Genomic DNA, 24,306 nt, shown 5'->3' on the forward strand with positions numbered 1-24,306 from the left:
TCCGCGCCCGCCGTCGCGAGGGTCCGCGATCCGTGGATCCGTCCCTGACCTGGGGGATGGTACGGATTTCTGGCGACGTCTCCGTCGAGAGTGGATTGCCACGTTTCAGGGACCCTTGTACGAAACCGGGCGAGCGGCTCCACGGTCCCAGGGGCGCGCGGCCCGGGGAGGCACCTTGCGGGCGGCTCACACGATCGGGGGCGACCCCTCGAGCGGACGTCCGAGGACGCCGGGGCGGCGCTGCCAGGGGCGCGGACCGGCGGGGGGCCGGTAGCTCACGCCCAGCGCGTCCAGACGCGCGTAGTGTGCTTCCATGCGCCCGTTGAATTCCGCGAAGTCCCGTGTCGACGGGGGCGGAAGCGGGGACCACACGACCTCGGCGAAGGCGGCGAGCCGGGGGAAGGTCTGGTAGTCGACGCGCCGGCGGTCCTCCAGCACCTCCGTCCAGACGTTGGCCTGGGCGCCCAGCACCCGCTCCGCCTCGGATGCGGTGAAGTCCGGGGGAACCGGGTCGAAACGGTAGACGTCCTCCAGGGTGCGGACATAGCCGATGGGGACCGGTTCGTCCGTGCCCGGGTCCTGCCGGTGGTCGAAGTAGACCTGCTGTTCAGGACAGATGACGACGTCGTGGCCGGCCCGCGCGGCGGCGAGGCCGCCCGCGTAGCCGCGCCAGGAGGCGACGGCGGAGCCGGGCGCCAGGCCGCCGTCCGCGGATCCGGCTCCGCCGTCCAGGATCTCGTCCCAGCCGATCAGCCGGCGGCCGCGCTCGCCGAGCCAGCGTCCGAAGTGGCGGATGAACCAGGACTGCAGCGCGTCCTCGTCGGCGAGCCCCAGCGCGCGGATGCGCTCCTGGGCGGCCGGGGATGCCTTCCACTGCTCCTTGGGGCACTCGTCGCCGCCGAGGTGGACGAAGGTGCCGGGGAACAGCTCCAGGACCTCCTCCAGGACGTTCTCGAAGAACCGGAGCGTGGTGTCGGTGGGGGAGAGTACGTTCGGATTGATGCCCCAGGTGGTCCAGACTCCGAGGGAGGCCGTATCGATGACGTCCGCGTTGCCCAGCTCCGGGTAGGCGGCGATGGCGGCCTGCGCGTGTCCGGGGATGTCGATCTCCGGGACGACGGTGATATGCCGCTCGGCGGCGTAGGCGACGATCTCGCGGATGTCGTCCTGGGTGTAGTAGCCGCCGTGCGGCCGCTCGTCCCACAGCGGGGAGGCCCGGTGGCCGAGCTTGGTGCGCTCGCGCCAGCCGCCGGTCCCGGTGAGCCGGGGGTAGCGGCGGATCTCGATGCGCCAGCCCTGGTCGTCGGTGAGATGCAGATGCAGCACGTTGAGCTTGTGCGCGGCGAGCAGGTCGATGTACGCGAACACGCCGTCCTTGGGCATGAAGTGGCGCGCCACGTCCAGCATGAGGCCCCGCCAGGCGAAACGGGGGGCGTCCTCGACCGTCTGCTCCGCGATCGCCCAGGTGGTGTCCGCGCTCTTCACCGGCGCGCGGCGGAATGCCTCCGGCCCCAGCAGCTGACGGAGCGTCTGCACGCCCCACAGCACGCCCGCGGCCGCCCCGCCCACGACCTCGACGCGCCGGCCGGCGACGGTGAGCCGGTAGCCCTCGGGCTCCAGGGCCGGGTCGGTCCGGAGGGTGATGGTGTCACGGGCGCCGGGTTCGCCGTCCGGCAGGGACAGGGCGAGGGCCTGGCCGAGGGTGGCCCGCAACAGGCGCGCCACCCCTTCCGTGCCGGGGCCGGCGGCCAGTGCGGTGAGGCTCGGGTCGAGCCGCGCGCCCGTGCGGTCCGGCCGGGTCCTGATACGGCGGGGGGCGGGGATCAGACCCACGGCGTTGTCTGTCACGTCAGTCCTTCACCGCGCCGCCGAGGCCGGAGACCAGTCGGCGCTGTACGAGTACGAAGAAGACCAGGACGGGGATGGTCATGACGGTGGACGCGGCCATGATGCCGCCCCAGTCGTTGCCCTCGTCCTTGAAGAAGACGAGCAGCGCCATCGGGAGGGTGGAGTTCTCGGTCGCGCTGATGATGAAGGACTTGGCGAAGAGGAAGTCGTTCCAGGCGGAGATGAAGGAGAAGACGCTCGTCGCCACGAGTCCGGGGAACACCAGGGGGAAGAGGATCTGCCACAGGAAGCGGGAGCGGCTCGCCCCGTCCAGGTGGGCGGCCTCCTCCAGGGACTCGGGCACCGCCTTGACGAAGCCGCGCAGCATCCAGATGGCGAACGGCAGCGAGAAGGCGATGTGCGGCAGGATCAGCGAGCCCAGGGTGTTCAGGCCGACGCCCGGCACCGCTTCGCCGAGGTCCCGCATCAGGAAGAACATCGGGATGGTCAGCGCCTCGACGGGCACCATCTGGGCGACCAGGAACATGATGAGCAGGGTGGTGCGGAAGCGGAACCGGAACCGGGTGACCGCGGTCGCCGCGAGGAAGGCGATGAGCGCGGACGCGACGACGACCACCCCGGCGACGTACAGGCTGTTGAGGAAGTAGCGCCCGAAGTCCTGCTGCGCGAAGACGCGGCGGAAGGAGTCGAGCGAGGGCGACAGCGTCCACGGCCGGGGCTCGGTGGACTGGATCTCCCCCTCCGGTTTGAAGGCGGAGAGCACCATCCAGTAGAGCGGGAAGGCGACGATCGCCGCGACGGCCAGGGCGGTGATCTCGGCGGCCAGCCGCCAGGGGCGGCGGACAAGCGGCGAGACGCGCGTAAGGCTCACAGTTCTTCTCCCTGACGTCGCAGCAGCCGCAGATAGACCAGGGTGACGGCCAGCAGGATCAGCAGCATCACCACGCCGATCGCCGAGCCCAGGCCGTACTGCGAGGAGGCGAACGCCTTCTGGTATGCGTACACGTTGAGCGTGAGGTTCTGGCCCGCGATACCGCCGCCGTTCGTCATCACATAGATCTGGGTGAAGACCTTGAAGTCCCAGATGATCGACTGGATGGTCACCACGACAAGGATCGGCCGCAGCATGGGCGCCATGACCGCGCGCCAGATCCGCCAGTTGGAGGCCCCGTCGAGGGCGGCGGCCTCCAGCACCTCCGCCGGGATGGCCCTGATCCCCGCGTAGACGGTGACCATGACGAATGGGAACGAGCACCAGACCACCTCGAACAGCACCAGGGCGAAGGCGCTGTAGCGGTCGTACGTCCACGAGTAGTCCTGGAAGCCGGAGAGTCCGCACCACACCAGGACCTTGTTGACCGGCCCGAAGTCGGGGTCGAAGAGAAAGACCCAGACCGTCGAGCCGGTGATCCCGGGGGTGGCCCAGGCGCCGAGGGCCGCGAGCATCAGGGCCAGCCGTGGGAGGGCCCGTATGCGCGTCAGCAGCACCGCGAGGGCGCAGCCCACCGCGAGGGTCGACACCACGCACACTGCCGCGAAGACGAGCGTGGCCACGGCGACATCCCAGAACTGGCTGTCGCCCAACAGCTCGGCGTAGTTGGAGAACCCCTGGAAGGTGGTCGGCTCGCCGCCGCTGACCTGGGCCTGGGTGTACTCCAGGAAGGAGATCAGCCCGAGCTGGTAAATGGGGTAGACGAGTAGTCCGGCGAGGACGATCAGCGCCGGGGCCAGATACATCCAGGGAGTCCAGGCCCCCTTACCCGCCGGGGCCGGCCGGGCGTGCTTTTTGGTGCCCGGGCTCACTGATGGAATGCCTCGTTCATTTTCTTCGCCGCGTCGCCCGCCGCCCTGTCCACGCTCTTACGACCGCTGACGATCTCCTGGAACATGGTGGGCAGGACCAGCTGGGAGTCGATCGTCGCCCAGGCGGGCGACGCGGGGACGAACTTGGAGCTGTCGCTCAGGGTCTTCACGAAGGGCTTGACGAACGGCTGCTTCTGCGCGACATCGCCGCGCACATCGGTGAACGTGGGCAGGAAGCCCATCGCGTCGAACAGCTTCCGCTGTGTCTTCTTTCCGGCCAGGGTCTCCAGCAGATCCACCGCCAGCGAGCGGTGCGCCGTGCTCTTGAGTACCCCGAGGTTGTTCCCGCCCGCGAAGGCCGGGGCGACCTCGCCCTTCTTGACCCCGGGCAGCGGAACGACCCGGTACTTGCCCTTGGCCTTCCCGGCCTCGATCGCCTGGTGGTTGAAGTCACCGGCGATCACCATGCCCGCCTTGCCGGAGGCGAAAGCCTCGACGGTGTCATTGCCGCCCCATTGGGCGCACTTGGAGGCCGGGCAGTTGTCGTCGCCGAACAGCGAGGTGAAGGCCTTGATGCCCTTCTTGGCGTCCTTGCTGTCGATGGCCGCGTCGTACTGGTTGGAGCCGAACTTGCCCTTCTCGTTGGCGAGATCTCCGCCGTTGGACCAGATGAAGGGCATCGCCGCGTACGTGGAGGCGCCGCCGACCGCGAGCCCGTACATGTCCGGGTGCGCTGAGCGGATCTTCTTCGCGGCCGCGATCAGCTCGTCCTGGGTGGCCGGGGGTTCGAGGTTCAGCTCCTTGAAGATGTCCGTGCGGTAGTACAGGGCCCGCGCGCCGACGAAGAAGGGCGCCCCGTACACCTTGCCGCCGACGGTCACCGCGTATTCGGCCGTCGGGTCGGTGTTCATGGCCTCGTCCCAGGCGCCGAACTCCTTGCTGACATCGGCGAGTCCACCGTCCTTCACATATCCGGCCGTGTCGGTGTTTCCGTACTCGACCAGGTCCGGTGCGCTCTTCGGATCGTTGAACGCCGCCTTCATCTTCTGGGCGCGGGTGTTGACCGGGATGTAGGTGACCTGGACGTCGGCCCCCTTGTGTTCCTTCTCGAATGCGGCGACCGCCTCGTCGATCACCTTCTTCTTGGGTGCGTTATTGACCTCCTGAAAGAGCCAGACACGCAGCGTGCCGGTCTTCTTGTCCTCCTTGGAGCTGTTGTCGGAGGTGGAGGGGGCGCACCCGGTGGCGGCTAACCCCGCCAGCACCAGGCCCACGAGGGGGGCGGTGACACGGGCGGACGGCATGGGGAGTGGCTTCATGGGAACCCTTAGCAACAGGGCGTTGCAGTAGACGCAACGCACGTTTCGCTCAGCACAACAAGCGTGAGGCTAGGGAACCTTGAGCGTCCCGCACAAGAGGTCTGAACCACTCAGTGAGAGACGGAGGTTTACCTCAGGGCCGGGTCAACGCCTCGCCGGGGTAAGCAGGTTCGTCGTACGGAACCGCCTCCACCCGCGCGCCCGCCGCGCCCAGGCGCTCCACCACCTGGTCCCAGTCCGGCCAGGTCCGCCGGATCCGTTCGAGAATGCGGGCGCTGGCGACCAGGACGACCTCACAGCCAGGGTCGTCGGCCCACTCCAGAAGTCTGGGCAGGGTCGGCTGCGCCACCGACATCACACAGCTGCCCGCGGGCCGATGGCCCCGCTCCTCCGCCAGCCTGCCGCACTGCTCCAACTGGGCGTCCCAGTCCTTCTCGAACTGGCAGTACGTACTGGCGCCGGCCGCGTCGGGCTCGTCGACCTCCCGAGCCCCGAACACCAGACAGACCGCCCGCGCCGCCCCGTTCCCCGCACGACCGCTCATGGGCCGACCCTACTGGCCCGCGCCGCCCGGCGACACGGGTTCGCGGGCACAGCACACCCGGCCCGCGAACCCTTGTCGGGATCGCGGGCCGGGCGTGGCCGTCTACGCGGGGCTCCGGCCGAGGCCGGCACGGGGGCTACTTCTGACCGTCGCCGCCCTTGCCGTCCTTGCCCTTGTCGCCACCGGCGCCCATGCCCTCGAAGATCTCCTTGCACATCGGGCAGACCGGGTACTTCTTCGGGTCGCGACCCGGGACCCAGACCTTGCCGCAGAGTGCGACGACAGGAGATCCGGAGAGGGCGCTCTCCATGATCTTGTCTTTCTGTACATAGTGGGCATAGCGCTCGTGGTCGCCGTCACCGTGCGACACCTGAGGTGTCGGCTCAACGAGGGTCCCCGTGCCTGCCCCGCGCTCGGGCTCAAGAGTGCTCATACAGCCCTAGGGTACTCATCTCTAGTTCAGGGACGGGTCGTCCGGATAGGTGGCGACCATCGCCAGCTCACTGCGCTGGCGCCGCAGCACCTCGCGCCACAGCCGCTCCGGGGCGGGCGAGGAGACGTCCCCCGGCTCGGACTCCACCACGTACCACGCGCCCTCGGACAGCTCGTCCTCCAGCTGACCCGGACCCCACCCCGCGTATCCGGCGAAGATCCGCAAGCTGCCCACGGCCGCCGCCAGCAGCTCCGGCGGCGCCTCCAGATCGACCAGCCCGATCGCCCCGTGCACTCTGCGCCACCCGAGTGGCCCGCCCTCGGCCCGCGCCTGGGCCCGGCCCGACTCCCCCGGCACCACGGCCACTCCCAGCGCCGAGTCCAGCGACACCGGACCGCCCTGGAAGACCACCCCCGGCTCCCCGGCCAGCGCGGCCCAGGACTCCAGGATGTCGCCCACCCCCACCGGGGTCGGGCGATTCAGCACCACGCCGAGCGAGCCCTCCTCGTCGTGGTCGAGGAGCAGCACCACCGCGCGGTCGAAGTTCGGGTCAGCAAGCGCCGGTGTCGCGACAAGCAGCCGTCCTGTGAGCGAGGACACCTCGGTCATGGGCACATGATCCCGCATATTCGGGCCGGACGGGGAGTGGAAGGCGAGACCCGGATGAGAGCAGGTCGGGGCGTACGACAGCAGGAGCGGCGCACGTGACTGTCGGCTTTCCGGCGGAGACGGAACGTGTCGTGACGGATTCCTGACCTTACGGCGGGTGCACGAGACTTACGGAGGCGGTCTCGAAGGCCATTACTCTTACCTTTTGGCCCCTGCCCGTCTCAGGAACGCGAGACCAGATGACCCGCTCGAACGATGTCCTGCTCGTCCATGGCGGCACCCCGCTCGAGGGCGAGATCCGTGTCCGCGGCGCGAAGAACCTCGTGCCGAAGGCCATGGTCGCCGCCCTGCTCGGCAGTGGGCCGAGCCGGCTGCGCAATGTCCCCGACATCCGCGATGTGCGGGTGGTACGCGGACTGCTGCAGCTGCACGGCGTGACGGTGCGCCCCGGTGACGAGCCCGGTGAGCTGGTAATGGACCCCACGCATGTGGAGAGCGCCAATGTCGCCGACATCGACGCACACGCCGGGTCCTCGCGGATCCCGATCCTCTTCTGCGGTCCGCTGCTGCACCGTCTCGGCCACGCCTTCATCCCCGGCCTCGGCGGCTGTGACATCGGCGGCCGGCCGATCGACTTCCACTTCGACGTGCTGCGCCAGTTCGGCGCGACGATCGAGAAGCGGGCGGACGGCCAGTACCTGGAGGCTCCGCACCGGCTCCGGGGCACCAAGATCCGGCTGCCGTACCCGTCGGTGGGCTCCACCGAGCAGGTGCTGCTGACGGCGGTGCTCGCCGAGGGTGTGACGGAACTCTCCAACGCGGCGGTCGAGCCGGAGATCGAAGACCTCATCTGCGTCCTGCAGAAAATGGGCGCCATCATCTCCATGGACACCGACCGCACCATCCGGATCACCGGTGTCGACAAGCTCGACGGCTACAACCACCGGGCCCTCCCGGACCGCCTGGAGGCCGCCTCCTGGGCGAGCGCGGCGCTCGCGACCGAGGGCAGCATCTATGTGCGCGGCGCCCGCCAGCGCGAGATGATGACCTTCCTGAACACCTTCCGCAAGGTCGGCGGCGCCTTTGACATCGGGGACGAGGGCATCCGGTTCTGGCACCCGGGCGGCAAGCTCAACGCCATAGCCCTGGAGACGGACGTCCACCCCGGTTTCCAGACCGACTGGCAGCAGCCGCTGGTGGTGGCCCTCACCCAGGCCTCCGGGCTCTCCATCGTCCACGAGACGGTCTACGAGTCCCGGCTGGGCTTCACCTCCGCGCTGAACCAGATGGGCGCGCACATCCAGCTCTACCGCGAATGCCTGGGCGGCTCCGCCTGCCGCTTCGGCCAGCGGAACTTCCTCCACTCGGCCGTCGTCTCCGGCCCCACCAAGCTCCAGGGCGCCGACCTGGTCATCCCCGACCTCCGCGGCGGCTTCTCGTACCTGATCGCCGCCCTCGCGGCCCAGGGCACCTCCCGGGTACACGGCATCGACCTGATCAACCGCGGCTACGAGAACTTCATGGCGAAGCTGGTGGAGCTGGGCGCGAAGGTGGAACTCCCGGGCGGCGACACCACCGCCTGAGCCACCGCGGCACCCCCGCCGGGGGCCCGGGGGCCATCCCCCGAAGCAGCACAACACGGCGAAGCCGGTGGAGCTGGCGCGAAGGTGGAACTCCCGGGCGGCGACACCGCGACACCACCGCCTTGAGCCACCGCGGGCATCCTCCGCCGGGGGCCCGGGGTCATCCCCCGGGGCAGCACAGCACGGCGAAACCGGTGGAGCTGGGCGCGAAGGTGGAACTCCCGGGCGGCGACACCACCGCCTGAGCCACCGCGGGCATCCCCCCGGCCGGGCACCGCACGCCCGGCGGGCGGCCAGAGGAGGCCCCGGCGCCGACCACCGACGCCCTCGCACCCCCTGACCGGCCCGGACGCCACGACAGCCCCCGCGGCGCCCCCAGGGCGCCCGCCGGGCGGCTTCAGGGGCCGGGGAAACGACGAAGGGGCGGCCACCCGATCCGGGTGGCCGCCCCTCGCGCTCGGGGTCTTACTTGCCCTTGGCGGCTTCCTTGAGCTTGGAGCCCGCGGAGACCTTCACGCTGTGGCCGGCCGGGATCTCGATCGGCTCACCGGTCTGCGGGTTGCGCGCGGTACGAGCGGCACGGTGGGTGCGCTCGAAGGTCAGGAAGCCGGGGATGGTGACCTTCTCATCGCCCTTTGCGACGACCTCGCCGACCACCTCTGCGAGGGCGGCCAGAACGGCGTCGGCGTCCTTGCGGGTCACCTCGGCGCGCTCGGACAGAGCGGCCACCAGCTCACTGCGGTTCATGTTGTACTCCCGTGTTCATCTTGCCAATGAGGCGTGAGATCGAAGCCGATGCTGCCAGGGCCCTCGGACAGTCCCCGGACCCGGGTCTGCTGTTCAGACCCTCGCGCCCGGAACGCATCCTGCCCCCACCTGTGGCGGGAATGCCAATCCGGAAGCCTGGAGAGTCACACGAAAAGCGCCGTGGCGGTCGTTTTTCTGCCCGCCACCCTATGGCTGCCCCGTGTACCCCACAGGCCGCGACGCGCCGTGCCCGGATCAGACCGCAGTGGTCCCGGTCACAGGCTTCGCGGCCTCGCGGACGGCTCCCGCGACCGCGCCCGCGACCTTGTCGTTGAAGACGCTCGGAATGATGTAGTTGGCATTCAGTTCGTCGTCATGGACGACGTCCGCGAGGGCGCCGGCAGCGGCCAGCATCATCTCGGTGTTCACCGTACGCGACTGGGCGTCCAGCAGCCCACGGAAGACACCCGGGAAGACCAGGACGTTGTTGATCTGGTTCGGGAAGTCGGAGCGGCCGGTGGCGACCACGGCGGCGGTCTGGCGGGCGATCGCGGGGTCCACCTCGGGGTCGGGGTTGGCCAGTGCGAAGACGATCGCGTCCTCCGCCATGGCGGCCACGTCGTCCCCGGAGAGCAGGTTCGGGGCCGAGACACCGATGAAGACGTCCGCGCCCCGTACGGCGTCGCGCAGGGTGCCCGTGATGCCCTCGGGGTTGGTGTTGTCGGCGATCCAGCGCAGTGGGGACTCCGGGTCGGCGGAGACCAGGTCCTCGCGCCCGGCGTGCACCACCCCATGGATGTCGGCGACGACCGCGTGCTTGACGCCCGCGGCGATCAGCAGCCGCAGAATGGCGGTGCCGGCCGCCCCGGCGCCGGACATGACCACCCGCACGTCGCCGATCTTCTTGTTGACCACGCGCAGCGCGTTGGTCAGAGCGGCGAGCACGACGATCGCGGTGCCGTGCTGGTCGTCGTGGAAGACCGGGATGTCGACGGCCTCGCGCAGCCGCGCCTCGATCTCGAAGCAGCGGGGGGCGGAGATGTCCTCCAGGTTGATTCCGGCGAAGCCGGGGGCGATGGCCTTCACAATCGCGACGATCTCGTCCGAGTCCTGGGTGTCCAGGCAGATCGGCCAGGCGTCGATGCCCGCGAACCGCTTGAAGAGGGCCGCCTTGCCCTCCATGACCGGCAGGGCGGCCTTGGGGCCGATGTTGCCGAGGCCGAGGACCGCGGAGCCGTCGGTGACGACCGCGACGCTGTTGCGCTTGATGGTCAGCCGGCGGGCGTCCTCGGGATTGTCGGCGATGGCCTGGCAGACCCGGGCGACGCCGGGGGTGTAGACCATGGAGAGGTCGTCACGGTTGCGGATGGGGTGCTTGGACGACATCTCGATCTTGCCGCCGAGGTGCATCAGGAACGTACGGTCGGAGACCTTGCCCAGCGAGACGCCCTCGATGCCCCGCAGCTTCTCGACGATCTCGTCGGCGTGGGCGGTGGAGCTCGCGGCGATGGTGACGTCGATACGGAGCTTCTCGTGGCCGGAAGCGGTGACGTCCAGGCCGGTGACGGAGCCGCCGGAGGACTCCACGGCCGTCGTGAGCTGGCTGACCGCGGTACCGCTCGCGGGCACCTCCAGCCGGACCGTCATCGAGTAGGAGACGCTGGGCGCCGTTGCCATGGCCGACTTCCTCTGCTTTGCCTTGTTCCTGATGTCCGGGCCGCGGGATTGCCGCGGCCACGCTCTCAGATGGTTACACCTACCTTTCGGTACGAGGTAACCCGGCCCGACTTTTGGACATATTGTTCTGACATACGAGCGTGGGGTCAGCCGAGTGGAAACCCCCACTCCTTCGCGGGAACGCCGGGCGAGGCGGGCCGCCCGCCGTCCGCGCCGCCCTAGGCTCTGGCGCGCACAGCGTCGAGGATCAACGAGGAGCGCGGGCATGGCTCAGGGCACCGTCAAATGGTTCAACGCCGAGAAGGGCTATGGATTCATCGCCCAGGAGGGTGGCGGGCCGGACGTCTTCGTCCATTACAGCTCGATCGACGGGCACGGCTACCGCAGCCTGGCGGATGACCAGCGGGTGGAGTTCCAGATCGTGCAGGGCCGCAAGGGGCCCCAAGCGGAAGAGGTCCGCGTCCTCGGCAGCTGAGCTGCCGGACACGGACCCCTTCATCTGGATTCATCTGAAGGAAAGGGTGGCACCGACCCGCCATGCTCGCCTCGCGGCAAGTGGTCGCTCGAAGCGACGAAGGTTGGGCCCGGGGGCTTGGATCGAGCCGGTGCCACAGTAAGGCTAACAAACCATGCCGGGATGCGATTCCCTCCGCGCGGGTTGATTTCCCTGCCTCCGCGCGGGTTGATTTCCCTGCGGATTCTCAGTCCCTCAGCAGGTCCGGAACGCCCTCCGCGTCCGGCTCGTCGCGCTCGCCCGACACCACCGTCAGCCGCTGGGTCGCGCGCGTGAGCGCCACATAGAGCACCCGCAGCCCCGCGGGGGACTCATCGGCGATCTCGGCGGGCGAGACCACGACCGTGGCGTCGTACTCCAGCCCCTTGGCCTCCAGGCTGCCCAGCGCCACCACCCGGTCGCCGAGCCCCTCCAGCCAGCGCCGGGCCTGCTCCCGCCGCTTCATGGCGACGACCACGCCGACGGTGCCGTCCACCTCCTCCAGCAGCCGCATCGCCTCCCGGCGCGCGGCCGCCCCCGGATCACCGTCCGCCCCGGGTGCGAACCGCGGCTCCACCCCCACCCGGCGGACCGCCTCGGGCGCCGGGGTGCCGGGCATCGCGAGCGTGAGGACCTTGGTGGCCAGCTCGGCGATCTCCGCCGGGTTCCGGTAGTTGACGGTGAGGGTGAAGCGGCGGCGCGGACGGGTGCCGAGCGCCTCGTCACGGGCCGCGGCCGCCTCGGCCGGGTCGGACCATGAGCTCTGGGCCGGGTCGCCGACGACCGTCCAGGTCGCGTGGCGGCCGCGGCGGCCGATCATCCGCCACTGCATGGGCGTGAGGTCCTGCGCCTCGTCGACGATGACGTGCGCGTAGTCGGTGCGCTCCTGCTCGGCCCGCTCGGCACGGGTACGGCGCCCCGCGGCCCGGTCGGCGTAGGTGCTCAGCTCCTCCAGACCGGTCAGGTGGTCCAGCGGATCGACCTCACGGGGCGTGGCGGGCCGGGCGGGGGCGCCCAGGATGGTGTTCAGCTCGTCCAGCAGCGCCACGTCGTGGACCGACAGCGGGCCCTGTCCGTCCGGCCCCAGCCGGGCCAGCGAACGGGCCACCAGGCGCGCCTCGCGCGGCTGGAGCACCCGCCGCGACCAGCGCCCGAGCCGCTTCTCGTCGGCCATGGCGGCGAGCACGGCGCGTGGGGTGAGCTCGGGCCACCAGGCGTCGAGGAACTCCTGGAAGGCGTCCTCGGAGGAGATGTCCTCGTCGAAGCCCTCCCGCGCTTCGGCGGCCAACTCGGGGTCCGTATAGCGCTTGGGCGCGCCGGACCGCTTCCACAGCGCGTCCAGCAGCAGCCGGCGGGCGCGCGGGCGCAGCAGATTCACGGGCGCGGTCCCGCCCAGCGCGCTCTGGCGGATCCGGCGCAGTTCCTCGGCCTCCAGCTCGACGCGCTGCCCGAACGCGACCACCCGCAGCCGCTCGGGCGGGCGGGCGGGTCTCTCCCTCGGTCCCGCCCCGGGTCCGCCGCCGGTGGGTGCGCCCGCGTCGAGGGCGTCGTCCAGCGCCGGCTGACGGTCGCCGCGCGCCGCACGCCGCGGCGTTGCGCCGGCGGCCGGCCGGCCGGCGGCGGTCCGGTCGCCCGGCTCCGTGGAAGCGGAGCCGGGCGCGCCGGGCGCAGCGGCTCCCCGCGGGAGCTCAAGCGCGCCGCGGGCCGCCGTGCGCAGCACCTTCTGCATCCGCGCGGAGCCCTTGATCCGGGCCACGGCGGGGTCGTCGTACGCGGTGGCCTCGGCGCCGTCGACCAGCGAACCGACCGCGCGGATCGCGACCTGCCCCTCCTCGCCCAGCGAGGGCAGCACGCCCTCGGTGTAGGCGACGAGCAGCGGGGTGGGGCTGACGATGAGGATGCCGCCCGCGTACCGCCGCCGGTTCTGGTAGAGCAGATACGCCGCACGGTGCAGCGCGACCGCCGTCTTGCCGGTGCCGGGGCCGCCCTCGACCTCGGTGACGGAGGCGGCGGGGGCGCGGATGACCATGTCCTGCTCGGCCTGGATGGAGGCGACGATGTCGCGCATGGTGTGGCCGCGGGCCTGGCCTAGGGCCGCCATCAGCGCCCCGTCGCCGACCACGGGCAGCGCGCCGCCGTCGAGCGTGGCGGTCAGCTCGGGGCGCAGCAGATCGTCCTCGACGCCGAGCACCTTGCGGCCCTTGCTGCGGATGACGCGGCGGCGCACGACGCGGCCGGGGGCGACCGGGGTGGAGCGGTAGAAGGGGGCGGCGGCGGGGGCCCGCCAGTCGATCACCAGCGGGGCGTAGTCGGCGTCGAGCACGCCGATGCGGCCGATGTGCAGGGTTTCGGCGATCTCCGCGTGGTCGCCGTCGGCTCCGCCGCGGATCGCGTCGTCGGCCGGTTCGACGGAGGTGTAGGCGCCGTCCGGGCCGCGTTCGCCGTCCTTGCCGAGGAGCAGATCGATGCGGCCGAAGAGGAAGTCCTCGAACTCGTTGTTGAGCCGGTTGAGATGCATCCCGGCCCGGAAGACCTGGGCGTCCCGCTCCGCCAGCGCGCCGGGCGTGCCGACCTGGCCGCGCTTGGCGGCGTCGTCCATGAGGAACTCCGCCTCGTGGATCTTCTCCTCGAGGCGGCGGTACACCCGGTCCAGATGCGCCTGCTCGCTCCGGATCTCGCGATCCCGGATCCCGTCTGCGCCGTCCCGCGGGGGCGCCGTCCGGTTGTCATGCGTGGCGTTCTGCGCGGCCACCCAGGCCCCCTTCTGTGTTCTTAGGGCAGCCGTCAACCGTACACCCCCTTTTGCGCCTAAACCGGCGCCGCTCCCGCGGAGGTGGCTGAGCGCCTGGATGTGGCACTGAGCGGATGCGGTGAAGTTCGCCGCTGATCCCTCGCCGTTCGGCCTGGCCGAGGGCTTGGACGCCGAGAAGGATCAGCACTTGACTTCGCCGTAACCGCTTAGAGCTCGACCGCGGCCAGGCGCTTGCCGTCCAGGGTGCGGATCTCGAAACGGGCGATCTCGTCGGTGTTCAGGGCGGCGCCGCCCTGGGCGTAGAGGGGCTCCTTGCTCCAGCGCGAGCCGTCCCCGTCCTTGATGCCGTAGCCCGAGGTGGGCACGGCCCAGGTGGTGACGGTCTCCTCCCGGCCGTCCTTGCCGATGGCGACCAGATCGCAGCTGCGCGGCCCCTTCACATTGCCGAGCCTCAGCGCCACCGAGGTGCCCCAGCCCTTCTGGGTGAGGGAGACGGCCGCGTCCACCTTGGTGACCGGGTCCACCGCGCTGTACTGCTCGCTGCCCTGTTCGAACACCGCCTTGGGGGTGCCGACCGCCTGCTGGGTGGTGCCGCCCTTGCCGGAGTGCGCCGTGACGGCCGCACCCGCGAGCGGGCCGCCGACGATGAGGACGGCGGCCGCGGCGACGAGGTAGAGCCGCCGTCTGCCGCTGGCCCGGCGGCTGACCGTCACCTCGTCGAGGAGCCGGTCGAGCAGTTGCGGCCCGGGCCGGGCGGTGAGCGCCGCCGGGTCGGGGAGCGTGGTGCCGTCGGCGGAGGTGGCGTACTCGGCCAGCAGCGGCGGGATGCCCATCAGCTCGTCGAGCTCGGCGGCGCACCTCTCGCATCCGATCAGATGCTCCTCGAACCGCATCGCGTCGGCCGGGTCGAGCACACCGAGCGCATAGGCGCCGACCGCGGTGTGCTGCTGGTCTTCCGCTGCCGGCATCATGCCGATACCCCCCGTTCCTCGAGCGAGAGCTTCAGGGAGCGCAGCGCGTAGAAGACCCGGGACCGCACCGTCCCCGGTGGTACGCCCAGCACTTCGGCCGCCTCACTCACCGTCCGTCCCTTGAAGTATGTCTCCACGAGCGCCGCTCTATGTGCGTCGGTGAGGTCATTCAGCGCGTCGGAAATGGTCATTTGACGCAGCGCGCGGTCGATGTCGTCCGCGGCGGGCATCACTTCGAGGGGCGCCGCGTTCACCTCACGGGGCCGGGCGCGGCGTTGACGGTGGCCGTCGATGACGATGCGTCGGGCCACGGTCACCAGCCAGGGGCGCACCGACCCTCCGGAGCGCTGCAGTTGGTCGGCGTTGCGCCAGGCCCGGAGCAGGGTCTCCTGGACCACGTCCTCGGCTCGGTGCCGGTCGCCCGCCACCAGGCGCAGGACGAAGGCGAGAAGCGGGCCTGCGTGCTCCGCGTAGAGCGCGCGCATGAGCGCGTCGTCCGGTGTCGTCCTCTCGGTCACGAGGGCATCTTTGCGTACGCAAGCCGCCGGGTCGAGAGGGGTACGGGCTGGAATGGCTCGGTGTTCAGCATCGGCGCTGTGATGTACACCCTATTTCCGGTCTGAACATCTCCTGGTGTGCGGCGCGTACTTGAGCCCGAGAACCCGGCGCCGGGCGGGCGTCGGTCACCAGGAAGGGCTCCCTCCCCATCCCCGCCCCGCAGGCCCCGGTCCCCCCATCCGGGGTCTGCGTCATGTCTGAATCTCGTTCATGTTTCTTTCCCCGCCGGGGTTCAGGCGGCGGCGGTGGCGGGCGACGCGTTCGCGGTTGCCGCACACTTCGCTGGAGCACCAGCGCCGGCGGCGGCCGCGCGAGGTGTCGAGATAGACCAGCGAACAGGTCTCCCCCTCGCACCGTCGCAACTGCCCGCGTGCCACCGGGTCGGTGAGCAACTCGACGGCGTCCCGGGCGATTCGGGAGAGCAGCGCCCCGCAGTCGGGGGCGGTGGCGAGGGTGCGGACGAGGGCGCCGTCGGGGGCGCGTACGGCCCGTACGGCGGGTGGTGCGGTGGCGGCGAGCGCGTTCATCCGCTCCAGGTCGGCGCCCGCGGCGCGGCCCTCGACCTCGGTGTGGACGATGCGGTGCAGCAGATCGCGGGCCGCCCGGAAGCGGACGAGCCAGCCGCCGTCGACGGCGTCGAGCCGGGTGCCCCCGGGCACCAGCCCGGCGCCGAGGAGCCATGCCTTGAGGTGCTCCACCCCGTCCAGCCGCTCGGCGGACGCCTCACTGAGCCGCCCGCCGACCGTGGCCACCAGGTCCAGACAGAGCCGCCCGGAGTCGAACCGCAGATCAAAGGGCGACACCGCTGCCATGTTCCTGTCACTTCCTTCGCGGTACGGGGTGAGCACGGTCACTCTCAGAGTGCCCGCCCCGGCCCCCGCCCGTAACCCCGCCGGTCCCCGGCCGGTCCGCGGCCCGGCGGGGTTACGGACGGGGCCCTACTCGCTCCCGTACTTGGTGTCGGCCGAGGGGTCGAGCGCGAGCCGGTAACCCCGTTTGACGACCGTCTGGATCAGCTTCGGGGAACCCAGCGCCGACCGCAGCCGGGCCATCGCCGTCTCCACCGCGTGCTCGTCGCGCCCCGCCCCCGGCAGGACGCGCAGCAGATCGGCGCGGGCCACGACCCAGCCGGGGCGGCGGGTCAGGGCGCGCAGCAGGGCCATACCGGCCGGGGGCACGGTGCGCAGCTCACCGTCCACGACCACCGCGTGGCCGCGGATCTCCAGCCGCTGCCCGGCGACCGGCAACGGCCGCACCCGGCCCGGGAGTTCGCTGGTCAGCAGCTGGACGAGCGGGCCGAGCCGGAACCGCTCCGGCTGGCGGGTCGGCACGTCCTGGGCCTCCAGCGGCAGCGCGGTGACCGGGCCGACGCACGCCACCAGCACATCGCGGCGCAGCGCGCCCAGCAGCTCCTCGCGCATGCCCCGGTGCTCGGCCCGCTCCAGCAGGCTTGCCGCGGCGGGCGCGCTGGTGAAGGTGATGGCGTCCAGGGTGCGCGCGACCGTGGCGTCCAGCAGCCGGTCTACGGGCCCGATGTCCGTCGGTGGCATCCAGCGGTAGACGGGGACCCCGATCACCTCCGCCCCCCCGGCCCTCAGCGACTCGACGAAGCCGGGCAGCGGCTCGCCGTGCAGCTGAACGGCGATCCGGCCCCCCTCCACCCCCTCCTCCAGCAGCCGGTCGAGCACCTCGGCCATCGACTCGGAGGCCGGGGACCACTCCTCGCTGAGCCCGGCGGCCCGGATCGCGCCGCGCACCTTGGGCCCGCGGGCCAGCAGCCGGACGCCGCGCATCCGGTCCAGCAGCGCCTCGCCCAGGCCCCAGCCGTCGGCGGCCTCGACCCAGCCGCGGAAGCCTATGGCGGTGGTCGCCACCACGACGTCCGGCACCTGGTCGATCAGCTGCTTGGTCGCGGTGAGGAGCTCGGAGTCGTCGGCCAGCGGCACGATCCGCAGGGCGGGCGCGTGCAGGACGGCCGCGCCCCGCCGCAGCAGCAGCGCGCCGAGCTCTTCCGCCCGGCGCGCGGCGGTCACCCCGACGGTGAATCCGGCGAGGGGTCCGACGGGCGCCTCGCCGTTTTGATCTCGGTGCATCGTCCTCGTCCCGATTCACTCGCGTAGGGGCCGCCCCCGGAGTCCCCAATCCTGTCGCCGTCCGGTGACGGACGCGGTTCACGGAGGTTTCCCAGCTGTAACGGGGCGTACGGCCGGATCCTTCCCCGACCGGCCGTACAGCCGCTGCCCGGGGCCTGGCCGGTGCGGAGGCCGCGGCCTACGGGCGGCGGCTGTCGGCCGGTGGTGGCGGGGCGTGCGTCACACGTCCGCGTAGGCGGGTTGCCGCTCAGCCCGCGGATCATGCGCCCCCGGCTCGGACGGGCGGACCGCCGGGCGGGTGCCCCGCAGGTATACGGCCCAGGTGACCACCGAGCACAGGGCGTAGAACGCGAGGAACGAGACGAAGGCGGGGGTGCCGGAGTGGGCGCCGAGGAACGACTCCCGGAAGGCCAGGTTGATGCCGAGGCCGCCGAGCGCGCCGACCGCCCCGATCAGCCCCATGGCCGCGCCCGACAGCCGCCGCCCGTAGGCCGCGGCCTCCTCACCGGCCAGGCCACGGGCAGCGGCCTTCGCCTGGAAGATGCCGGGGATCATCTTGAAGGTGGAGCCGTTGCCGAGCCCGGAGAGGACGAAGAGGGCGATGAAGCCGACGAGGAAGACACCGAGGGACTTCTGCGCGGAGGCGTAGACGACCACGAGGGCCGCGGCGGCCATCGCGGCGAAGTTCCCCAGCGTGATCCTCGCGCCGCCGTAGGTGTCGGCGAGCCGGCCGCCGATGGGGCGGATCAGGGAGCCCAGCAGCGGGCCGATGAAGGTGAGCGAAGCGGCCTGCAGCGGGGTGCGGTCGAACTGGTTCTGCAGCACCAGCCCGAAGGCGAAGCTGTAGCCGATGAACGAGCCGAAGGTGCCGATGTAGAGCAGCGACATGATCCAGGTGTGCGGATCCCGGGCCGCCTCCCGGACCGCCCCGGCGTCGTTGCGCACCGGCGCCAGATTGTCCATGAACAGCGCCGCGAGCACCGCCGCCACCACGATAAACGGCAGATAGACGGCCAGCACCAACCGCGGCTGGGCGGCCCCGGCCGTGCCGATGACCAGCAGCCCGACCAGCTGGATCACGGGCACGCCGATATTGCCCCCGCCCGCGTTGAGCCCGAGCGCCCAGCCCTTCTTGCGCAGCGGATAGAAGGAGTTGATGTTCGTCATGGACGAGGCGAAGTTCCCGCCGCCGACGCCGGTGAGCGCCGCGACGGCCATGAAGGTGGTGTACGAGGTTCCCGGCTCCATCACCATGGCGGCGGCGACGGCCGGTACGAGCAGCAGCCCGGCGCTGACGATGGTCCAGTTACGGCCCCCGAAGCGGGCCACGGCGAAGGTGTACGGGATCCGGAGAATCCCGCCGACCAGGGTGGGCATCGCGACCAGGAAGAACTTTCCGGCCGGGTCGATCCCGTACTCCGGCCCCATGAACAGGACCATCACCGACCACAGGCTCCAGATCGAGAACCCGATGTGCTCGGAGAGGATGGAGAAGATCAGATTCCGGGTGGCGGTCCGCTCCCCCTTCTCCCGCCAGAAGGTCTCGTCCTCGGGGTCCCACTGCTCGATCCAGCGGCCCCCCTTGCGCGCGGTGGTGGTCGGGGCTGTCATCACGCCTCCACGGTTCTCGGTGTCGCTGCCGACGCTAGGGCCGTGGCATTAACGCTCTGTGGCGGCAGGTGACCGGGACGAAACCTTGCTCTCACCGGCGGGAGCGGGGAGCGGTGAGGGTGACCGGGGTCCTGCTCCTTGGCGCAATGGCGATCGCGCGCACAGCATGTCGCGCTACCGGTAGCGTACCTATGCGCCAACCGACTCCTCCGGAGGACCGCATGAGCACACAGCCGGAAGACCTGCACGACGGTCCCGTCCTCCCCCAGCCGCCGATGACAAGAGACGCCCTGCGGGAAGCGGTCAAACGCCTGGACCTGGCCCGCATCGCGGAGTTCGACCGCGAGCTGGGCGAGGCGTTCGACCGCGCCGTGCAGTCCGCGTCGACCACGCCCATGCGGCTGTTCCTGGAGAAGTGGGCGACCGTCGTCGCCATCGAGCGCCACCCCGCCAGGCTTCGCGCCATGCGTGAGGCGGAGCGGATCACCGGGGACCCGACCGCCACCGAAGAAGAATTCCGGGCGGCGCAGCGGACCATCGCCCGCGTTCTCGACGAGGCCTCGGGCGAGGCAGGAGTCACCCGGTGAACACACGGGGCGAGGGGATCGAAGACGGCACCGGTTGGGCTTGGGAGTACAACCCTGACGCGAGTTGGGTCGTCGGCGGCATGAAGGACACGGACCGGGAAGCGCTCGAGGTGATCAGCAGCGCCCTCGCCGATCTCGCCGCCCAGGGAATAGGACCCGACGGCCGCCTCGACGAGGACCCTGAGCCTCATCGCCTGCGGACCCACAGTGTGGAAACCCTCCTCGTCTGGTACCAGGTGATCCCGCACCGGAAGCGGGTGTACGTCAACCGCGTCAATCTGTGAGGCCGCCGGATGTCGCCTCCGGGCGGGGGAGCCAGGAGGCGGGTGGGCGGTGGAGCCAGTGGTGGGCGGCGGCCAAGGTGCGGGCGGCAGTGAGGAGGGCGTCCAGGCCGGGGTGGCGCAGGCCCTTGCGCCAGACGATGGAGACGGGCGAGAGCGGTACGGGGTCGACGAGCGGACGCAGGACGGTGCCGGGCAGCTCCATGAACTCCTCGCTCGCCAGCACCGACCAGCGGCGCTTGGTCACCACCCGGACGAACTCCGCCTCGCCCTCGATCTCCGGGAACGGCTCCGCCATCGCGATCCCGCGCCCCGCGAAGAGCTGTGCGGCCAGATCCGTCCACTCGGCGGTGGCGGGGTTGCCGCGCGCCGCGTACAGCGTCTCCCCCGCGAGCGCGGACAGCGGGATCTGGTCGTGGCGGGTCAGCGGGTGGTCCTCGGGCAGGAGGACAGCGATCCGCTCGTAGCGGACCGGGCGGTGGGCCAGCCGGGCCGGCAGGGCGGGGCCGAGGCCGTGGACCCGCCCGAAGGAGACGTCGAGGCGGCCGGCCAGGAGTTCGGGCGCGGCCCCGGCCAGCCCGCTGTGGAAGCGGGCCACCAGCTCGGTCTCGGGGGCGGCGCGGCGCGCCTCGGTGAGCACCCGGTTGCCGGTGGACGCGAGCGCGCCGATGTCGACGAGCAGCGGCCGCTCCACCGCCCCGCTGAACGCCGCGGCCAGCTCGTCCTGCGCCTCCAGCGCCCGGCGCGCGTACGGGAGCAGCCGCTCCCCCTCGGCGGTGAGGGCGACCTGCCGGGTGGTGCGGACGAACAGCTCCGCGCCCAACTCCCGCTCCAGCCGCCGGATATCGCGGCTCAGCGCCTGCTGGGCCACGTAGAGGCGCGCGGCGGCGCGGGTGAAGTGCAGCTCGTCGGCGACGGCGGTGAAGGCGCGCAGCAGACGCGGATCGATGTCCCGGTTCACGCGCACCATAGTGGCCGCACCATATTGACAACGGAAGCGAGTAAATGGGCCCGGATCAGGTGTTGGACGGGGTACGGGCCGGGCCGCGACCGTAGAACGGTGCTCCTCTTCCTCGCCTCCCGCCCCGTGGTCCCCCGTCGTCCCGCCCCGCCCGCACGCCGTCGCGGGCGGTCTCTTCTCACCCCGTACCGCCGGCTCTTCACCGCCCCCGGCACGCTCGCCTTCACGCTCGCGGCCTTCGTCGGACGGCTGCCGGGCTCGATGCTCGGGGTCGGCACCGTGCTCATGATCGCAACCGTCCGGGACTCGTACGCCCTGGCGGGCGCCGTCTCGGCGACCGGCGTCGCGGCGACGGCGGTCGCCGGGCCGCTGCTCGGGCGGCTGGTGGACCGGTACGGGCAGGCCAGGGTCGCGGTCCCCGCCGCCGTCGTCTTCGCGCTGGGCGCGACCGCCATGGTGCTGTGCGTGCACCACGGCGCCCCGGCCTGGGCGCTGTTCTGCTGCGCGGCGGGCTCCTCCGGGGTGCCCGCTCTCGGCGCGATGACCCGCGCCCGCTGGGCCGCGCTGTACCGCGACGATCCCGCCGCACGGCACACCGCCAACTCCTTCGAGCAGGTCGTCGACGAGGCATGCTTCATGGCCGGCCCGGCGCTGGCCATGGTGCTGTGCACGGCGGCCTTCCCGGCGGCCGGGCTGATCACGGCGGCGGCGCTGCTCCTCACCGGCACCCTGCTGTTCGCCGCCCAGCGCCGCACCGAGCCGCCGCCCTCGCCGCGCGGCCCCGCGGACCGCGCCGCGCTGCTGCGCACCCCGGGGCTGCGGGTGCTCCTCCTCACCTTCCTCGCCACCGGCGCCGTCTTCGGCTCCATGGAGGTCGCGACGGTCGCCGCCGTACGGTCCCTCGGCGACGGCTCCGCGAGCGGCGCCGTCATCGCCCTCCAGGCCGCCGGCTCCTGCGCGGCCGGCCTGGTCTTCGGCGCCCTTCCGCTGCGCGGCCCGGCGGCGACCCGCTTTGTGACGGGCGTGGCCGCCATGGCCCTGGCCCTCCTCCCCCTCCTGACGGCCGACCGCCTCACCACCCTCGCCCCCCTCCTCTTCCTCGCGGGCATGGCCACGGCCCCCACGATGATCACCGGCATGAACCTGGTCCACCGCCTGATCCCGGCCGCCCGCCTCAACGAGGGCATGACCACCGTCTACACCGGCCTGCTCATCGGCATCTCGGCGGGCGCGGCCGCGGGCGGCTGGACGGTCGATCACCTGGCCCCCGCCTCCCCCTACACCACCCCGGCGACCGCGGCCGCCCTCGCCACGGCGGTGGCCCTGGTGGGATGGCGGCGTCTGCAGATACCGGTTCGGTGCGCACCGAACCCGCTCGACCCGTGAGCCGTGCGACCGTCTGGGCACAGAACTCTTCGAACCCGCGCGACCCTCTGGGCACAGAACTCTTCGAACTCCTCGACGGTCAATGGCACTCCCGGTTGTTCGCTTCACCGGGCATACGCACCGCGCCGGGCCTCCGGTCGACACGGGGCGCGAAAGAACCGAGTGACGGTCATCGCAGGGCGGGGCACGGCGGCACCCGCGCCGAGAAGCCGGCGCGGGTGCCGCCCCCGGACGGTACGACGGCCGCCCTGGGCCCGGGGTTCAGCAGCCCCGAGGCTTGATCCACGAGCATTCGAGGTCGGCGGGGTCCGTACTACGGGCGGCACGAGGCCGTACGACGGGGGTCCGGTCCGCGCCGGACCGCGCCAGCGTCACCACGATCGCGTCCTCCAGGCTCTTCACCGACGGGGCGAGGTAGTTGTTGAGCACGACGCTGTAGACCAGCTCCCTGCCGTCCGCGTCGGTCACATACCCGGAGAGCGCCGAGGCGCCGGTCAGTGAGCCGGTCTTGCCGCGTGCGTTCCCCGCCGCCGGGGTGCCGCACATGCGTGAGCGCAGGGTGCCGCCCACGAAGCGGTCCGGGGCGCAGGCCACCGGCAGCGAGGCGTACCAGTCGGCGTACCAGGGCTCGCCGCGCACCGACAGCAGCAGTTCGGCGAACTGGCCGGCCGCGATGTTGTCCATACGGGAGAGCCCGGAGCCGTCCACCTGGCGTACCGGGCCGACGTCCACACCCTGCCGCTTCAGCCAGTCGGCGATGCCGGCCAGCCCCGCGTCCCAGGTGCCGCGCCCCGCCGTCTCGTAGCCGATCGCCTTGGTGAGCACCTCGGCGTGGATGTTGTTGGAAAGCTTCATGAAGGGGATCAGCAGCCGCTTGAGCGGCATCGAGCGGTGCGAGGCGAGGGTACGGGCGTCCGGCGGGGTGGCCCGGCCGAGGCGGCTGGCCCCGGCGACGCGCACGCCGTGCCGGTCCAGCGCGTCGGCGAAGACCGCGGCGGCGTAGCCGGTGGGCTCCCAGACGCTGACCCACTCCTTGGCCGCCTGGGCCCCGGCCGGGAGGGCGCCGCTGACGGTGATGGTGTTGGTGCCGTGCTGCCGCTCGACGGAGAGGGTGGAGCCGCCGCCGGTGGCGGCGGTGGTGGCGCGGTTGTCGATATGAACGTATCCCGTCTTCGGCGTGAGCGTGACCTTCGGCTTGTCGCCCGCCGCCGCGCCGGGGGCAACCTCGACGATGACGCTGCCCGCGTCGTAGTCGGTGTCCGGGGCGAGAGTCAGCGGCGAGATCTGTGCCGCATAGTAGGACGACTCGTCGTCGGCGGCCCAGGAGCGGCCGACGCGCTGGGCGTCGAACCGGGTGTCGTCGGCGATCAGCCGCCCGGTGACCCGCTCGATCCCCGCGTCGGCGAGGTCCGCGGCCAGCCGTTCGTAGTCGGCGGCCAGCATCGTGGGATCGCCGGTGCCGCGCAGATACAGATCGCCCCGCAGCACCCGCCCATGGCGGCTGCCGTCGGTCAGTACGTCCGTCCGGAAGGTGTGGTCGGGGCCGAGCAGCCCCATGGCGGCGGCCGAGGTGAACAGCTTGGTGTTGGAGGCGGGCATCAGCCGGTCGTCGGGCCGGTGCCGGTAGAGGGTGGTGCCGGAGTCGGCGTCGGCCACCACCACACTGGCCGCACCGCCCTTCAGCAGGGGGTCGGCGAGGACGGTGTCGAGGGCCTCCGGGAGGCCGGCGCGGGAGGTGTCCGCGCCGGCCGGTGAGCTCCAGCTGAGGGTGCAGGCCAGGCCGATGACGAGGGGCCGGATCCAGGCCCGGGTACGGCGGTTCACACGTCTTACGGGTCTCCTCATGACACCGGAGGATCCCGTACGGCGGCCGACCGCAACAGAGGCCCTGTGTCCAGGCCCTGTCCGGGCTCAGCCGAGGCCCCAGGCGCGCCCCAGGTGGTAGGCGGCGCAGAGGTCGACGGCCCGGGACCGGCCCCGGGCCCGGCAGGCTCGCCGAGGCCCCCAGCGCGCCCCAGCCGGTAGGCGCCACACAGGTCGACGGCCCGGG

At 71.7% G+C, this 24,306-nt stretch carries 22 protein-coding genes; 5 read left to right on the plus strand and 17 right to left on the minus strand.

Annotated features, from left to right (window positions below; all coding sequences use genetic code 11):
* Window positions 1-186: 186 nt before the first annotated feature.
* The 7 genes from ABZU99_RS21095 to ABZU99_RS21125 all read right to left on the minus strand — a co-directional run bounded on the left by ABZU99_RS21095 (window position 187) and on the right by ABZU99_RS21125 (window position 6,556).
* Window positions 187-1,848: a beta-N-acetylhexosaminidase gene (locus ABZU99_RS21095; RefSeq protein WP_356048688.1), complete on the minus strand. Its 1,662-nt coding sequence runs from the start codon at window positions 1,846-1,848 to the stop codon at window positions 187-189.
* Between the two features lies 1 nt (window position 1,849).
* Window positions 1,850-2,719, minus strand: a complete 870-nt coding sequence (locus ABZU99_RS21100) for a carbohydrate ABC transporter permease (protein ID WP_356048686.1) — start codon at window positions 2,717-2,719, stop codon at window positions 1,850-1,852.
* Window positions 2,716-3,585 (minus strand): sugar ABC transporter permease, encoded by an 870-nt coding sequence (locus ABZU99_RS21105; RefSeq protein WP_355945119.1) that lies wholly within the window; start codon window positions 3,583-3,585, stop codon window positions 2,716-2,718. Before ABZU99_RS21105 ends, ABZU99_RS21100 begins: the two co-directional genes overlap by 4 nt.
* A 62-nt stretch (window positions 3,586-3,647) precedes the next feature.
* A complete protein-coding gene (locus ABZU99_RS21110) occupies window positions 3,648-4,955 on the minus strand; it encodes an extracellular solute-binding protein (protein WP_356048684.1) in 1,308 nt (435 codons plus the stop codon).
* Window positions 4,956-5,103: 148 nt separating this feature from the next.
* On the minus strand, window positions 5,104-5,514 hold the full coding sequence (locus ABZU99_RS21115) for a hypothetical protein (protein ID WP_355945125.1): 411 nt from the start codon (window positions 5,512-5,514) through the stop codon (window positions 5,104-5,106).
* 136 nt (window positions 5,515-5,650) lie between these two features.
* Window positions 5,651-5,947: a DUF3039 domain-containing protein gene (locus ABZU99_RS21120; RefSeq protein ID WP_355848040.1), complete on the minus strand. Its 297-nt coding sequence runs from the start codon at window positions 5,945-5,947 to the stop codon at window positions 5,651-5,653.
* A 21-nt stretch (window positions 5,948-5,968) separates the two neighbouring features.
* A complete protein-coding gene (locus tag ABZU99_RS21125) occupies window positions 5,969-6,556 on the minus strand; it encodes a YqgE/AlgH family protein (RefSeq protein ID WP_355945128.1) in 588 nt (195 codons plus the stop codon).
* Between the two features lie 239 nt (window positions 6,557-6,795).
* On the opposite strand from ABZU99_RS21125, the gene murA reads away from it, so the two are divergent.
* Window positions 6,796-8,139: a UDP-N-acetylglucosamine 1-carboxyvinyltransferase gene (gene murA / locus ABZU99_RS21130; RefSeq protein ID WP_355945131.1), complete on the plus strand. Its 1,344-nt coding sequence runs from the start codon at window positions 6,796-6,798 to the stop codon at window positions 8,137-8,139.
* Window positions 8,140-8,604: 465 nt separating this feature from the next.
* On the opposite strand, the gene ABZU99_RS21135 is transcribed toward murA, so the two are convergent.
* Together ABZU99_RS21135 and ABZU99_RS21140 are read right to left on the minus strand one after the other, a co-directional pair.
* Complete coding sequence (locus ABZU99_RS21135) at window positions 8,605-8,886, minus strand: HU family DNA-binding protein (RefSeq protein WP_355945134.1); 282 nt, start codon at window positions 8,884-8,886, stop codon at window positions 8,605-8,607.
* A gap of 255 nt (window positions 8,887-9,141) precedes the next feature.
* Window positions 9,142-10,563 (minus strand): NAD-dependent malic enzyme, encoded by a 1,422-nt coding sequence (locus ABZU99_RS21140; RefSeq protein ID WP_355945137.1) that lies wholly within the window; start codon window positions 10,561-10,563, stop codon window positions 9,142-9,144.
* Between the two features lie 265 nt (window positions 10,564-10,828).
* Here ABZU99_RS21140 and ABZU99_RS21145 point away from each other — a divergent pair, with 265 nt between their 5' ends.
* The gene (locus tag ABZU99_RS21145) at window positions 10,829-11,038 is read left to right on the plus strand and encodes a cold-shock protein (RefSeq protein WP_355945140.1); all 210 of its coding nucleotides are present in this window, start codon (window positions 10,829-10,831) and stop codon (window positions 11,036-11,038) included.
* Between the two features lie 226 nt (window positions 11,039-11,264).
* Here the strand turns inward: ABZU99_RS21145 and ABZU99_RS21150 are convergent, their stop codons facing one another.
* From ABZU99_RS21150 to ABZU99_RS21175, 6 genes are all read right to left on the minus strand, one after another.
* The gene (locus ABZU99_RS21150) at window positions 11,265-13,808 is read right to left on the minus strand and encodes a UvrD-helicase domain-containing protein (protein ID WP_355945143.1); all 2,544 of its coding nucleotides are present in this window, start codon (window positions 13,806-13,808) and stop codon (window positions 11,265-11,267) included.
* A gap of 206 nt (window positions 13,809-14,014) precedes the next feature.
* On the minus strand, window positions 14,015-14,779 hold the full coding sequence (locus ABZU99_RS21155; RefSeq protein ID WP_356049130.1) for a zf-HC2 domain-containing protein: 765 nt from the start codon (window positions 14,777-14,779) through the stop codon (window positions 14,015-14,017).
* On the minus strand, window positions 14,776-15,297 hold the full coding sequence (locus ABZU99_RS21160) for a sigma-70 family RNA polymerase sigma factor (RefSeq protein ID WP_355945148.1): 522 nt from the start codon (window positions 15,295-15,297) through the stop codon (window positions 14,776-14,778). The genes ABZU99_RS21155 and ABZU99_RS21160 overlap by 4 nt, the downstream gene beginning before the upstream one ends.
* A 231-nt stretch (window positions 15,298-15,528) precedes the next feature.
* Window positions 15,529-16,149 (minus strand): ABATE domain-containing protein, encoded by a 621-nt coding sequence (locus ABZU99_RS21165; protein ID WP_356049128.1) that lies wholly within the window; start codon window positions 16,147-16,149, stop codon window positions 15,529-15,531.
* A gap of 126 nt (window positions 16,150-16,275) precedes the next feature.
* Window positions 16,276-17,430, minus strand: a complete 1,155-nt coding sequence (locus tag ABZU99_RS21170; RefSeq protein ID WP_356049127.1) for a uroporphyrinogen-III synthase — start codon at window positions 17,428-17,430, stop codon at window positions 16,276-16,278.
* Between the two features lie 219 nt (window positions 17,431-17,649).
* Entirely contained in the window at window positions 17,650-19,041 is a 1,392-nt protein-coding gene (locus tag ABZU99_RS21175; RefSeq protein ID WP_355945156.1) for a nitrate/nitrite transporter, read from the minus strand.
* Window positions 19,042-19,262: 221 nt separating this feature from the next.
* On the opposite strand from ABZU99_RS21175, the gene ABZU99_RS21180 reads away from it, so the two are divergent.
* A complete protein-coding gene (locus ABZU99_RS21180) occupies window positions 19,263-19,628 on the plus strand; it encodes a DUF6247 family protein (RefSeq protein ID WP_355945159.1) in 366 nt (121 codons plus the stop codon).
* Window positions 19,625-19,912 (plus strand): hypothetical protein, encoded by a 288-nt coding sequence (locus tag ABZU99_RS21185; protein ID WP_356049126.1) that lies wholly within the window; start codon window positions 19,625-19,627, stop codon window positions 19,910-19,912. The genes ABZU99_RS21180 and ABZU99_RS21185 overlap by 4 nt, the downstream gene beginning before the upstream one ends.
* Here ABZU99_RS21185 and ABZU99_RS21190 read toward each other — a convergent pair.
* Window positions 19,902-20,879 carry a LysR family transcriptional regulator gene (locus ABZU99_RS21190; protein ID WP_356049125.1) on the minus strand — a complete coding sequence of 326 codons (978 nt, stop codon included), beginning with the start codon at window positions 20,877-20,879 and terminating at the stop codon, window positions 19,902-19,904. The genes ABZU99_RS21185 and ABZU99_RS21190 overlap by 11 nt on opposite strands.
* A gap of 90 nt (window positions 20,880-20,969) precedes the next feature.
* On the opposite strand from ABZU99_RS21190, the gene ABZU99_RS21195 reads away from it, so the two are divergent.
* Window positions 20,970-22,256 (plus strand): MFS transporter, encoded by a 1,287-nt coding sequence (locus ABZU99_RS21195; protein ID WP_356049124.1) that lies wholly within the window; start codon window positions 20,970-20,972, stop codon window positions 22,254-22,256.
* A 261-nt stretch (window positions 22,257-22,517) separates the two neighbouring features.
* Here the strand turns inward: ABZU99_RS21195 and dacB are convergent, their stop codons facing one another.
* A complete protein-coding gene (gene dacB / locus ABZU99_RS21200; RefSeq protein WP_356049122.1) occupies window positions 22,518-24,101 on the minus strand; it encodes a D-alanyl-D-alanine carboxypeptidase/D-alanyl-D-alanine-endopeptidase in 1,584 nt (527 codons plus the stop codon).
* Between the last annotated feature and the right edge of the window lie 205 nt (window positions 24,102-24,306).

This window comes from Streptomyces sp. NPDC005266, assembly GCF_040607655.1.
In the GTDB taxonomy this organism is placed as follows: Bacteria; Actinomycetota; Actinomycetes; order Streptomycetales; family Streptomycetaceae; genus Streptomyces.

What these genes read in the sequence shown, in the direction of transcription:
- ABZU99_RS21175 (WP_355945156.1), bottom strand. Translation starts at nt 19,041, where the DNA reads ATGACAGCCCCGACCACCACCGCGCGCAAGGGGGGCCGCTGGATCGAG.
- ABZU99_RS21135 (WP_355945134.1), bottom strand. Translation starts at nt 8,886, where the DNA reads ATGAACCGCAGTGAGCTGGTGGCCGCTCTGTCCGAGCGCGCCGAGGTG.
- ABZU99_RS21180 (WP_355945159.1), top strand. Translation starts at nt 19,263, where the DNA reads ATGAGCACACAGCCGGAAGACCTGCACGACGGTCCCGTCCTCCCCCAG.
- ABZU99_RS21140 (WP_355945137.1), bottom strand. Translation starts at nt 10,563, where the DNA reads ATGGCAACGGCGCCCAGCGTCTCCTACTCGATGACGGTCCGGCTGGAG.
- ABZU99_RS21145 (WP_355945140.1), top strand. Translation starts at nt 10,829, where the DNA reads ATGGCTCAGGGCACCGTCAAATGGTTCAACGCCGAGAAGGGCTATGGA.
- ABZU99_RS21190 (WP_356049125.1), bottom strand. Translation starts at nt 20,879, where the DNA reads ATGGTGCGCGTGAACCGGGACATCGATCCGCGTCTGCTGCGCGCCTTC.
- murA (WP_355945131.1), top strand. Translation starts at nt 6,796, where the DNA reads ATGACCCGCTCGAACGATGTCCTGCTCGTCCATGGCGGCACCCCGCTC.
- ABZU99_RS21165 (WP_356049128.1), bottom strand. Translation starts at nt 16,149, where the DNA reads ATGGCAGCGGTGTCGCCCTTTGATCTGCGGTTCGACTCCGGGCGGCTC.
- ABZU99_RS21155 (WP_356049130.1), bottom strand. Translation starts at nt 14,779, where the DNA reads ATGATGCCGGCAGCGGAAGACCAGCAGCACACCGCGGTCGGCGCCTAT.
- ABZU99_RS21120 (WP_355848040.1), bottom strand. Translation starts at nt 5,947, where the DNA reads ATGAGCACTCTTGAGCCCGAGCGCGGGGCAGGCACGGGGACCCTCGTT.
- ABZU99_RS21170 (WP_356049127.1), bottom strand. Translation starts at nt 17,430, where the DNA reads ATGCACCGAGATCAAAACGGCGAGGCGCCCGTCGGACCCCTCGCCGGA.
- dacB (WP_356049122.1), bottom strand. Translation starts at nt 24,101, where the DNA reads ATGAGGAGACCCGTAAGACGTGTGAACCGCCGTACCCGGGCCTGGATC.
- ABZU99_RS21115 (WP_355945125.1), bottom strand. Translation starts at nt 5,514, where the DNA reads ATGAGCGGTCGTGCGGGGAACGGGGCGGCGCGGGCGGTCTGTCTGGTG.
- ABZU99_RS21105 (WP_355945119.1), bottom strand. Translation starts at nt 3,585, where the DNA reads ATGTATCTGGCCCCGGCGCTGATCGTCCTCGCCGGACTACTCGTCTAC.
- ABZU99_RS21125 (WP_355945128.1), bottom strand. Translation starts at nt 6,556, where the DNA reads ATGACCGAGGTGTCCTCGCTCACAGGACGGCTGCTTGTCGCGACACCG.
- ABZU99_RS21110 (WP_356048684.1), bottom strand. Translation starts at nt 4,955, where the DNA reads ATGCCGTCCGCCCGTGTCACCGCCCCCCTCGTGGGCCTGGTGCTGGCG.